Consider the following 10,651-nt stretch of genomic DNA (forward strand, 5'->3'; position numbering starts at 1 on the left):
CGAGAATACGCTCAGCGCGCCCCGGTGCCGCCCGCGACCGGTGCCGTACGCCGTCGGCCCGCCCGGCCGACGAACACCGCCACCACGGCCAGCAGCAGCCCGACCGCCGCCGCGCCGCCCCCGATCGTCACCAGCTCCGAGTCCAGCTCGGGGTGCCTGGTCTTCGACGTGCCGTCCGGGGTGGCCAGGTGCTCCTCGCCCTTGTACGCCACCGGCGCGGTGCGGTCCTCCGGCGGCTTCCCCGCGGCCTCGACCGCGGCGGGCGCGTCGACGATGCCGTACCCGTCCAGCGGGCTGTGCCCCTGGGCGGCGTGCCCGGCGGTCGTGGTCAGGATCGTCCTGACCTGGGCCGGGGTCAGCTTGTCGTTGCGGGAGAGCATCAGGGCGACGACACCGGAGGCGAGCGCCGTCGCGGGCGAGGTGCCGTCGATCGTCGCGTAGCCGCCGCCGTCGCTCGCGCTCATGATGTCCACGCCGGGTGCCGCGACCGCGTTGTACGTCCGCACGGTGGAGAACGCGGCCCGGGTGCCGTCCTGCTGGAGCGCGGCGACCGCGATCACACCCGGGTAACCCGCCGGGTACTGGGCATCGTTGAAGAGGTCGCCGTTGTTGCCCGCCGAGGCGAGGACCGGGACGCCCGCCAGGGCGGCGCGGCCCACGGCGTCGGTCTCGTCCTCGTCGTAGCTGTTGCCGAGCATCTGGTCGCCGATCGACATGGAGATCACGTCCGCGCCGTGCTCGATCGCGTAGTCGATCCCCTGCGCGATGGGGTTGCCGCCCTTGGGGTACCCCGGCTCGCCGCTCCCGTCGGTCACCCGCAGCGAGAGGATCTTCGCCTTCGGGGCGACCTTGAGGACGTCCGAGGCCATGGCCGTACCGTGCCGGCCCTCGTTGTCCGCCTCCTCGGAGTCCGAGCCCTCCCCGATGTAGTCGGGGCCCGTGGTCACCTTCCCCTTCAGAGCGGGATGGTCGGCGTCCACGCCGGTGTCGAGGACCGCGACGGTGACGCCCTCGCCCTGGGCGACCTGCTGTGCCGCGCACAGCTTCAGCGTCTGCCTCATCGCAGCGTCGTCATGAACTTCCCCAACCGGGAGATCCCCTCCCGCAGTTCGTCCGCCGAGGCCGCGTAGGAGAGGCGGACGTGGGTGTCGGCGGTGTGGGTGCCGAAGTCCCGGCCGGGCGTCAGGGCCACGTGCGCCTCCCGCAGGGCCCGTTCGCAGAACTCCCAGGAGGTCAGGCCGGTCCCGCTGACGTCGAAGTAGACGTAGAACGCCCCGTCGGGCGGCACCGGGACCGGCAGCCCGATCCGTGCCAGCCCGTCCAGGACCAGCGCGCGCCGCCCGCCGAACTCCACCCGGCGCGCCTCGCACACCGCGAGGGACTCGGGGGTGAAACAGGCGAGGGCGGCGTGCTGGGCCGGGGCGGAGGCGCAGAGGAAGTAGTTCTGGGCCAGCCGCTCCAGGGCCGGTACGAGAGGCTCCGGGACGACGCACCAGCCGAGCCGCCAGCCGGTCATCCCGAAGTACTTCGAGAAGCTGTTGATCACGACGGCACCGGGGTCGTACGACAGCGCGCTGCGCGGCGGCCGGCCCCGCTCGTCGTGGTCGCCGAGGTCGAGGTAGATCTCGTCGACGAGACGCCACGCGTCCCGCTCACGGGCCAGTTCGCAGAGCGCGGCGAGTTCGTCGGCCGGGACGGAGGTGCCGGTCGGGTTGGACGGGGTGGCGACCATGAGCCCGCGCGTACGGTCCGTCCAGTGCGTCCGCACCGCCGCCGTGTCCAGCTGGAACCGGCTCGCGGCGGTGGTGGGCACCAGCGTGACGTCGGCGCCGAAGCTCTCCACGATCTGCCGGTTGCACGGGTAGGACGGGTCGCCGATGAGCACCTCGTCACCGGGGTCGACGAGCGCGGCGGTGGCCAGCACGAGCGCGGCCGAGGCGCCGGCCGTGACGACGACCCGGCCCGGGTCGACCTCGACGCCGTGCCGGTCGCCGTAGAACCCGGCGATGGCCTCCCGCAGGGCGGGCAGTCCGAGTGCCGCCGTGTACGTCATCGGCCGCCCGTCCATCACCTCCCGCATCGCCTCCACGACGGCCGGGGGTGCGCCGAAGTCCGGTTCGCCGAGGCTGAGTTTGACGACGTCATGGCCCTGGGCCGACAGCGCGGCGGCCTGCTTGGCGAACTCCATGGCGTAGAAGGGAGCGACGGCCCGGGCCCGCCGCGAGACCCGCATGCCGCTGTCGCCGTTCACGTCGTTCACATTGCTCATGCCGCTCATGCTGCGGCCTGGAGGGGGCCGGAGGCCAGCGGCGACCGGGGTGCGGACAGGTGGTTGGAGCGGGGCCGGGGCGAGGGGGACCACCACTGGTTCGCCCCTACCCCGGGCCCTCCTCTCCTCCAGCCCGTTCCGCGTGCCGTTAGGCCGTGAGCGCCCCCGCCACCAGGCCCGCCGCCCTGGCCACCAGTGGGTTGTCCGTGGGGCCCGCCGGGTCGAGTTTCGTCGACAGGACGGACAGGACGAGGGGCGGGCGGCCGGGGGGCCAGACGACGCCGACGTCGTTGGCGACACCGTACGCCGCCCCGCCGCCGGTCTTGTCCGCGAGCGTCCAGTCGGCGGGCAGGCCGGCCCGGAACCGCTGGACGTTCGTCGAGTTGGAGATCAGCCAGTCCGTCAGCAGCTCCCGGTCCACGTCCCGCAGGGCCCGGCCGAGGAGGAGCCGCGCGTACGTCCCGCCGATGGCCGAAGGCGTGGTGGTGTCCGTCGTCCGCCATGGCTCCGCCGTGTTCAACTCCGGCTCCCAGCGGTCGAGTCGGGTCGTCCGGTCGCCCAGCGAGCGGCAGAAGCGGGTGATCGCGCTCGGCCCGCCGAGCTCGCGCAGCAGCAGGTTCCCCGCCCCGTTGTCGCTGTGCGAGACCGTCGCGGAGCACAGCTCCCCGACCGTCATACCGGCCTCGACGTTCGCCGCCGTGCCCGTGATCGGGCTGTAGCCCGCCGCCTCGACGTACTGCTTCGTGTAGTGGATCCGCCGGGCGAGGTACTCGCCGTCGCGGTCGAGGTCCCGTAACACCGCCCCGGCGGCGAGCGTCTTGAACACTGAGCAGAGGGGGAACCGCTCGTCCGCGCGGTACGCCACCGTGCGCCCCGTCGCCGTGTCATGGGCGTAGACCCCGAGGCGCGCGGAGTACTCCCGCTCCAGCTCCGCCAGCTGCCCGGCGAGCCCCGCACCGGCACCGCCCGAGGCGTACGCCGTCCCGGCACCGAGCGTGCCGAGCGCGCCGACGGTGCCCAGAGCCGCCAGCCCACCGAGGCCGAGCGCCGTCCGACGGCGGGGGAGGGGACGTGGGTGCGCTCTCGTGGTTGCCAAGGTCGTCTCCGTACAGGTCGTCGTGATCGAGTCGTCGTAGTCTCTGACCGATATGACGAGGGCGGGGTTCCGGGAACCCCGCCCGCAGTTCGTAGGCAGTGCCGGGCGGCGCTGTTCCGCGGGGCCCGCATTCGACCGGCCGGACTCATGGCTGGATCCGTTTCAGAAGCCTGGAGGGGACAGCGGGGGCGGCGCCGGAGACGCTGATCCACTACGCGGCATGACGAGGCCGCAGAGTGAACGACAAGTTCACAGGTCAGCACAGGTCGGCGACGACATCGTCGGAGTCACGGCTGTGGCCACCAGAACTCTGGGTCCGTTGCCGCGGACCTCTCGCGAGCACGTGGACGAACAGGATCGCCATGACTACTGCGCCTGCCCACATGGCGTGCTGCCAGCCGTCGACGAAGGACTCGTGGGCGGCTCGGGTGAGCGCCTGCGCCTGGGGGCCGGCCCCGTCGGCGGCGTCGCCCGGTACTCCGTCGAGCCGGGAGTCGATGGCGTCGCGGTAGCCGGCGGTCAGGACCGCTCCGAGCAGCGCGACACCGAGCGCGGTGCCGAACTCCCGGGTGACGTCGTTGAGCGCGGACGCGACACCTTGACGCTCACGCGGCAAGGCGGATGTGATGGCCTCGGTGGAGGGTGTCATCGTCAACCCCATACCGAGTCCCATGGCGAGCATGCCGGGGAGGATCGAGAGGTAGCCGCCGTCGACGGAGACGAAGGCGGCCATGAGGACCAGTCCCGCGCCGCCCAGGAATATCCCTGAGGCCATCGTCGAGCGGGTGCCGATGCGCGCGGCTGCCCGCGGGGCGAGGCCGGAGGCGAACATCATCAGCAGCGCCATCGGCATGAGCGCCAGGGTGGAGCGAAGGCCGGACCAGCCGAGCACCGCCTGGAAGTACGGGAAGCGGACCACGAAGATCCCTGCCTGCACGCCGAAGACCGTCAGCTGACACGCTCACAGCGAGTCACCAACCTGAGTTGACAACTCCATTGGGAATCCTTTCAGGAAGGCATGGTGAATCGGCGCCGGATCAGCGGGCCCTGGCGCTGGAGGACGGTGTGATCACCGGCGTCGTGTGGCGCGTACGACGACGTCGTGGAGGGGGACCGCTCGGCCCCCGTGGCCGGTGAGTGTGCGGAGGTGCTCCTCGGCGGTGACGATCTCCCACTCCCTGCCGTCCAGGCGCGCGGTGATGGCCGCGCAGGTGGCCGACGCTTCGGCAGGAGGGTGGTGCCCGTGGCCGGTAGAGCCCGAGGTGTGCAGGTGCCCCACGATGAGGAGCGTGCCACCGGGGCCCACCCATCCGGCGATGCGGTCGTAGAACTCCAGCTGGGGCATTGCCGGGTGGGCGTAGTGGGTCATGACCAGGTCGAACGGCGCGCCCGGGCTCCAGGCGCCCAGATCCGCCTCGACCCACCGCAGGCGCTCGGGAGCCTCGCTCGTCGCCGCCCGCTCGGCAGCGCGAGCAAGTGCCTTGGACGAGATGTCGGCCGCGGTGACGTGCCAGCCGTGGGATGCGAGCCAGATCGCCTCGGCACCGCCGCCACACCCCGCATCCAGCGCCGTGCCCGGTGTCAGGCCGCTGGTCTCACGAGCGAGGTACGGGTTGGGCGGGTTGTCGCCCATGGATACGGGGCCGCCGGCCTGCCCCTGTTGCCAGTGCCGCTCCCAGAAGTCCTTGTCGAATCCGTGCGTCACGTATCGCCCTCCTCGTTCGCAACGCCCCTCTGCGGGTGCGTTCCTCGGCTCGTTCTTCACGGTGCCGAGAGAGAGGGCAGGTGCGCAAACCTTGTTGCCGAATGGCAAAATGACGGAATGGATGAAGCCATCGACCGCACCCTGGACGCCGTCGGAGCGAGGTTGAAACGCCTTCGGCTGCATCGGGACGTCACGCTCGCCGACCTCGCGGCGGAGACCGGTATTTCCACCAGCACCTTGTCCCGGCTCGAGGCGGGCCTGCGGCGCCCCACGCTTGAGCAGCTACTTCCGCTTGCTCGCGCCTACGGGGTCACACTCGACGAGCTCGTCGATGCGCCGCCCACGGGCGACCCCCGCATCAACCTGCGTCCCATCTCCTGCAGCGACGGCTCGGTCATCCTGCCGCTGACCCGCAGGCCCGGGGGGATCCAGGCCTACAAGTTCGTCCTGCCGACCGGAAGCGACGACGCCGAACCGGACCTGCGCACCCACGAGGGCTACGACTGGGTCTACGTCCTCAACGGAACGCTCCGCCTTGTACTCGGGGAACACGACCTCATCCTCAAGTCCGGGGAAGCCGCGGAGTTCGACACGCGCACCCCGCACTGGTTCGGGGCCACCTGCGCCGGCCCCGTCGAGTACCTGAGTCTCATCGGGAAACAAGGCGAACGCGCACACGTCCGTGCGGCACCGAGACAAGGCCCGGCCGAGTAGGAAGGCTCAGGGACCACACATCCGGGACCACTGCTGCTCGTGGACAGCTCCGCTGCGGTCCTCCGGCGATCTCGGCTCGGGCTGATCGGTGACGGTGCGCGACGGCGACGGGCGCAGTGCCGTTCACCGAGAACGGCGCCGGCACGGCCACCGGCGCACGTAATGCCCTCGGTGATTGCAGCGGCCCTGGCCGCCAGACGCCCCTCCGGGGACATGAAGAAGGCGGGGCTCGAAAGCCCCGCCCACATGCTGCGGATGGCCAACCGCACCCGCGAGCGTCAGCCGCTGCTGGCGGTCCTCTCCGAGCACGTCACTACCGAGTGGCAGCGCCTGCGGATCCTGCTGGACGCGGCGAAACAAGCCCGGCTGGGCGAGCAGTTCACCGTCGACGGCGTCACCTGGCAGCGCGCCGCCAGCAAGGCCGCCGCGCGCCGACCTGAACTTCTCGGCTCCGAACCGATCCGGGTGATCAACAGGGACACCGGCGAACTGGTACGCCTGGCCTACGAGGAGAACAGCGCTTTCTGGCAATGGGCCGTGGTGGAGACCCTGCGCCTGGCCGGGCTGTGCCGCGAGGAACTCGTTGAGCTGACCCACCTGAGCGTCCGTCAATACCAGCGCCCCAACGGCGAGGTCGTCGCCCTGCTGGTGGTCAGTCCGTCCAAGAGCGACCGCGAGCGCGTCATCCCGATGTCCGTGGAGCCGTTCCACGTCACCGCGCAGATCATCCGCCGCCACGGCGAGGAGCACGGGACCGTCCCGGTCTGCCCCCGCTACGACCAGAGCGAACGCACCTGGTGCGAGCCGCTGCCCTACCTCTTCCAGCGAGTGCAGAGCGGCACTCCGCGGGCCCTGTCGGTCAGCGGGGTGCGCCAGATCGTCCTCGATGCCGCCAAGGCCCTGATCCCCACCCACCCGGAGTTCGCCGAAATCCGCTTCGCCCCGCACGACTTCCGCAGGCTCTTCGCCACCGACCTGGTCAACAACGGACTGCCCATCCACATCGGCGCGGCCCTGCTCGGCCACTTCGACATCCAGACCACCCGCGGCTACGTCGCCGTCTTCGACGAGGACGTCATCGCCCACTACACCGAATTCCTCGACCGCCGCCGGGCCAAGCGGCCCCCAACCGAGTACCGCCAGCCGACCAGCGAAGAGTGGAGTGACTTCCAAGAGCACTTCGACAAGCGCAAGGTCGAACTCGGGTCCTGCGGACGCCCCTACGGCACGCCCTGCGCCCATGAGTACGCCTGCATTCGCTGCCCGATGCTGTCAATCAACCCCAAGATGCTGCCCCGCCTCGACGAACTGGAGACCGACCTACTGGCCCGCCGCCAACGCGCCAAAGACGAAGGCTGGCGCGGTGAGGTCGAAGGACTCGACCTCACCCTGCGGTTCCTGCGCAGCAAACGCGCCCAGGCCCACCGCACCGCCGCTATGGGGCAGGGTGGACCTGGGCATGCCCACACGGTCCCGGCACCACTCCGGCCACGGCGCATGACCTCCGCGGCCCTGCTGCACGCGGTCACGTCGGTCGCGTCTCGGCCCCGGCACTCGATCGATCGGGCAGACTGGCCTAGTCCGGCCCCCCCACGCAGCGCTCGAAGGTCGACATGGGGTGATGGTCGATGACCGACGCACCGAGTCTTGCGATTCCGCTGCGCTCGTGGCGCGCTCGCGTCCAGCCGGCAGACGTAGGCCTGCCCTTCCGGCCGGGCTCGCGCAGGATTGCGGATTGCGTCGTGAGGAGGTCGCCTGGCTCGCCGCGTCTCACCGGACTACGTCAAACGTCTCGAGCAGGGCCGCGCGCATCCCAGCGGTGCCGTCCTGCGCGCGTTCTCACGGCCGCTGCGCCTGGCGGAGGCCGAGTACGAACTGGCCTGCCGCCTGGCAGGGCACGCCGCCGAAAGCGGCGGACTGGTGCCTCAGCGCATCTGCCCCGGCGTGCAGCGCCTGCTCGACCGCCTGACCGACACCCCGATCGCCGTCTTCGACGCGGCCTGGACCTTCATCTAGCACAACGATCCGTGGGCCGCGCTGACCGGAGACGACCGGCGCGGCCGCGGTGGCCGGTCGGCGAACATCGTGTGGCGAGCCTTCCACGACGACAAGTCGTGATCGACTGGGCGCTGGGCCGGCCGAAGCCGGTCGGCCGGGAACTGGACGCGGCGGTGCAGCGGCGCTCGCCTCACACCGAGCTGGTGGACCGGCCCGAGTGGGCACTCAGGTGGTCAGGGTGGCCGGTCGAGGTTGCCGCAGCCCCTGGAGGAGCAGTTCGATCAGGCGGCGGGGGTCGTAGCGGGGGTCGTCGTCGCGCCCGATGCAGAGGTTGCCGATGCCGCGCATCAGTTCGTAGGGCTGGATGCCGGGCCGGATGTCGCCCGCCTCGACCGCGGCGTCGAGGAGTTGGGCGCTCACGGGCTCCAGGCGGTCGACGAGGTAGGTGTGCAGCGTGGCGAAGCGGTCGCTGTCGGACTGCAGGGCGTCGGCGAGTCCGTGCTTGGTGGCCAGAAAGTCGACGAAGAGGTCGATCCACTGACGCAGTGCGTCGAACGGGGATTCCGAACTGGCCAGCAGCTTCGGTCCGGCCTCGACGCATGCCTCGATCTGATGGCGGTAGACGGCGGTGACGAGGTCCGCCCGGGTCGGGAAGTGGCGGTAGATCGTGGCCATTCCCACGCCCGCCCGTTCGGCGATCTGGCGAATCGGCGCGTCGACTCCGGAGGTGACGAACACCTCGGCGGCGGCGGTGAGTACGGTCTGCTGGTTGCGCAGCGCGTCGGTCCGCTTGCTCCGGGTCGGTACCTTCCCCGTGGGGCTCTCGCTGGGCATCACGCTCTTCCTTCCGGCGCCGCTTGACGAAACGGAGCGCTGTTCCGGATATTAAGTGGTGCGACGCTCCACTTCAGGTTAGCTGAAAACCGGGCGCCCCCACCTCCCTTGTCCTACCGCTTCCGAACCGGACCGGTGGCCGACAAGGCCCGCAGATAAGGAAACCGCGCATCATGAGCACATCCACCACCACCGCCGACACCCTGAGCTCGTCGGCCCCGGTCCTGTCCTACAGCCCGGTGGTGCTGTCCATACCCGGACGTCCCGTGGACCTCCAGGTACGGGTCACCGCGCCCGAGACCGGCACGGACCTTCCCGTCATCCTTCTCTCCCACGGCCAGGGACCCTCGAACAACCTGTCCTCGCTCAACGGCTACGCGCCGCTCGCCAACTTCTGGGCGGCCCACGGCTTCGTCGTCATCCAGCCCACCCACCTCACCTCCAGGACGCTGAGCGACCATGTCGCCGACGCCCCCGGAGCCCCCTTCTTCTGGCGCTCGCGCTCCGAGGACATGAGCCACATCCTCGACCGGCTCGACGAGATCGAGAAGGCCGTACCGCTGCTCGCCGGACGGATCGACCACACCAAGATCGCCGTCGCCGGACACTCCTTCGGCGGCTTCACCTCCAGCCTCCTGCTCGGCGCCCGCGTCACGGACGACGGCGAGGAAGTGAGCCTGCTCGAACCCCGGATCAAGGCGGGCGTGCTGCTCGCCGCGCCCGGCAGGGGTGACGTCCTCAACGGGTCCATGGCCGACATGCTGCCGGTCTTCCGAACCATCGACTTCTCCACGATGACCACACCCGTGCTGGTCGTCGCCGGCGACGAGGACGACTCCCGGCACTTCACGGACATGGGACCCGACTGGCACGCCGACCCCTACACCCTCGCCCCGGGCCCCAAGGTCCTGCTCACCCTGTTCGGCGCGGGGCACGCACTCGGCGGAATCCCCGGGTACGACGTCGCCGAGACCACGGACGAGAGCCCCGAACGGGTCGCTGCCGTCGGCCGCCTCACCTCCGCCTACCTCCGCAGCCAGCTCCACCCCGGCGACAACGCCTGGCAGACCGCACGCGAGGCCCTGTCGTCCGGCCCCGACCCGGTTGGACGAGTCGAAGCCAAGTAGTCCGTCCGCGAGCCTCATGGTCATGGTCGCTCCCGCCGACCTGCATGATGCCGTGGGGCCCGCGGGCTATCAGCGTTCCCATACTCCGAGGGCCTCACGCACCCACCATGTCCGCCGTGGCGGGATACTCATCCCAGGTCCGCCCATCGAGCAGGCGGCCTGCAGCCTTCGGGGTCGGCCCGCCGACCTGCTTGAGGAACAGAGCCACCTGAAGATCGACACACCGATCGCGAATGTCACGGACCCAGGCCAAGTCCAGCGGCCGGTGAGCCGGGCCACTCTCACCACCGACGATCACCCAGTCGATCCGCGACAGCTCCAGGGACGGCACTGGCCCAAGCAGCGGCCAGCGGCAGAAACCGGACAGCCGCAGGGATGCCCCGCAGCTCATCAGCCCGCCAGCAGTACTCATCCGACTCGATCGACGTGCCGATCCAGACATTGGGAAGCGGCCAGAAACTCAAGGCGCTCCAGTTGGCCATACGCTTGCGCACGTCCTCGCGCACGGGCCTGGCCAGCGGAACAGCATCGTCCTCTGACAACTGTTCCATCTCGGTCCAGACCGCGTCCACGAACTTCTGCGATGCCAGCAGACGACGCAGACGCCGGGGTCTCCACAGTAGGAGGGGAGATGCAGTCGTGTGCGCTTCGGAGCCGCTGGAGTTGGACGACTACATCAAGTCCATCGGCGACGAGAAGGTCGTCGTCGACATGCTCGTCGGTGACCTGCAACGGGTGATCGAGTACCCGAAGCTCGGCTTCGTAGTCGAGCAGGACGTACCGGGGGATGTGCATGACGCTTACGAGCGCCTTCTACGCGACGGATTCGACAGCCGCCTCATCGGCACCTGACCCGTTCCACGCTGGTTCGCCGGGCGGGTGTGCGCGATCAGCCAACCGAACCTCTT

Annotated in this window: 10 protein-coding genes and 2 pseudogenes; 4 read left to right on the plus strand and 8 right to left on the minus strand. The window is 70.4% G+C overall.

From position 1 onward, the window contains the following. Positions 1-11 precede the first annotated feature (11 nt). From E4N62_RS29035 to E4N62_RS29055, 5 genes and pseudogenes are all read right to left on the minus strand, one after another. On the minus strand, positions 12-1,061 hold the full coding sequence (locus E4N62_RS29035) for a S8 family serine peptidase (RefSeq protein WP_230219393.1): 1,050 nt from the start codon (positions 1,059-1,061) through the stop codon (positions 12-14). Continuing rightward, positions 1,058-2,269, minus strand: a complete 1,212-nt coding sequence (locus E4N62_RS29040) for a pyridoxal phosphate-dependent aminotransferase (protein WP_230219394.1) — start codon at positions 2,267-2,269, stop codon at positions 1,058-1,060. Before E4N62_RS29040 ends, E4N62_RS29035 begins: the two co-directional genes overlap by 4 nt. Before the next feature lie 148 nt (positions 2,270-2,417). Continuing rightward, on the minus strand, positions 2,418-3,365 hold the full coding sequence (gene bla / locus E4N62_RS29045; protein ID WP_230219395.1) for a class A beta-lactamase: 948 nt from the start codon (positions 3,363-3,365) through the stop codon (positions 2,418-2,420). 256 nt (positions 3,366-3,621) lie between these two features. Continuing rightward, positions 3,622-4,317 (minus strand): annotated as a pseudogene (locus E4N62_RS29050) (MFS transporter); the annotation flags it as partial. Between the two features lie 117 nt (positions 4,318-4,434). Beyond that, on the minus strand, positions 4,435-5,070 hold the full coding sequence (locus E4N62_RS29055) for a bifunctional 2-polyprenyl-6-hydroxyphenol methylase/3-demethylubiquinol 3-O-methyltransferase UbiG (protein ID WP_230219396.1): 636 nt from the start codon (positions 5,068-5,070) through the stop codon (positions 4,435-4,437). Between the two features lie 117 nt (positions 5,071-5,187). On the opposite strand from E4N62_RS29055, the gene E4N62_RS29060 reads away from it, so the two are divergent. Together E4N62_RS29060 and E4N62_RS29065 are read left to right on the plus strand one after the other, a co-directional pair. Beyond that, positions 5,188-5,784: a helix-turn-helix domain-containing protein gene (locus tag E4N62_RS29060; protein WP_230219397.1), complete on the plus strand. Its 597-nt coding sequence runs from the start codon at positions 5,188-5,190 to the stop codon at positions 5,782-5,784. Positions 5,785-5,955: 171 nt separating this feature from the next. Next, positions 5,956-7,416 carry a site-specific integrase gene (locus tag E4N62_RS29065; RefSeq protein WP_230219398.1) on the plus strand — a complete coding sequence of 487 codons (1,461 nt, stop codon included), beginning with the start codon at positions 5,956-5,958 and terminating at the stop codon, positions 7,414-7,416. A gap of 591 nt (positions 7,417-8,007) precedes the next feature. Here the strand turns inward: E4N62_RS29065 and E4N62_RS29070 are convergent. Next, positions 8,008-8,616, minus strand: coding sequence for a TetR/AcrR family transcriptional regulator (locus tag E4N62_RS29070; RefSeq protein ID WP_230219400.1), 609 nt, complete (start codon positions 8,614-8,616; stop codon positions 8,008-8,010). 173 nt (positions 8,617-8,789) lie between these two features. Between E4N62_RS29070 and E4N62_RS29075 the strand changes: the two genes are divergently transcribed. Continuing rightward, positions 8,790-9,743, plus strand: a complete 954-nt coding sequence (locus E4N62_RS29075; RefSeq protein WP_230219402.1) for an alpha/beta fold hydrolase — start codon at positions 8,790-8,792, stop codon at positions 9,741-9,743. Positions 9,744-9,837: 94 nt separating this feature from the next. Here E4N62_RS29075 and E4N62_RS48200 read toward each other — a convergent pair whose 3' ends face one another. Together E4N62_RS48200 and E4N62_RS48205 are read right to left on the minus strand one after the other, a co-directional pair. Then, positions 9,838-10,134: a DUF5131 family protein gene (locus E4N62_RS48200; protein WP_268269900.1), complete on the minus strand. Its 297-nt coding sequence runs from the start codon at positions 10,132-10,134 to the stop codon at positions 9,838-9,840. Beyond that, the gene (locus E4N62_RS48205; protein WP_308185778.1) at positions 10,025-10,315 is read right to left on the minus strand and encodes a DUF5131 family protein; all 291 of its coding nucleotides are present in this window, start codon (positions 10,313-10,315) and stop codon (positions 10,025-10,027) included. Before E4N62_RS48205 ends, E4N62_RS48200 begins: the two co-directional genes overlap by 110 nt. A 64-nt stretch (positions 10,316-10,379) precedes the next feature. On the opposite strand from E4N62_RS48205, the pseudogene E4N62_RS29085 reads away from it, so the two are divergent. Then, positions 10,380-10,595 (plus strand): annotated as a pseudogene (locus E4N62_RS29085) (YdcF family protein); the annotation flags it as partial. Positions 10,596-10,651 lie beyond the last annotated feature (56 nt).

The sequence above is a fragment of the Streptomyces sp. MNU76 genome, assembly GCF_020982545.1.
In the GTDB taxonomy this organism is placed as follows: Bacteria; Actinomycetota; Actinomycetes; order Streptomycetales; family Streptomycetaceae; genus Streptomyces.

What these genes read in the sequence shown, in the direction of transcription:
- E4N62_RS29035 (WP_230219393.1), bottom strand. Translation starts at nt 1,061, where the DNA reads ATGAGGCAGACGCTGAAGCTGTGCGCGGCACAGCAGGTCGCCCAGGGC.
- E4N62_RS29040 (WP_230219394.1), bottom strand. Translation starts at nt 2,269, where the DNA reads ATGAGCAATGTGAACGACGTGAACGGCGACAGCGGCATGCGGGTCTCG.
- E4N62_RS29060 (WP_230219397.1), top strand. Translation starts at nt 5,188, where the DNA reads ATGGATGAAGCCATCGACCGCACCCTGGACGCCGTCGGAGCGAGGTTG.
- E4N62_RS29070 (WP_230219400.1), bottom strand. Translation starts at nt 8,616, where the DNA reads ATGCCCAGCGAGAGCCCCACGGGGAAGGTACCGACCCGGAGCAAGCGG.
- E4N62_RS29075 (WP_230219402.1), top strand. Translation starts at nt 8,790, where the DNA reads ATGAGCACATCCACCACCACCGCCGACACCCTGAGCTCGTCGGCCCCG.
- E4N62_RS48200 (WP_268269900.1), bottom strand. Translation starts at nt 10,134, where the DNA reads ATGAGCTGCGGGGCATCCCTGCGGCTGTCCGGTTTCTGCCGCTGGCCG.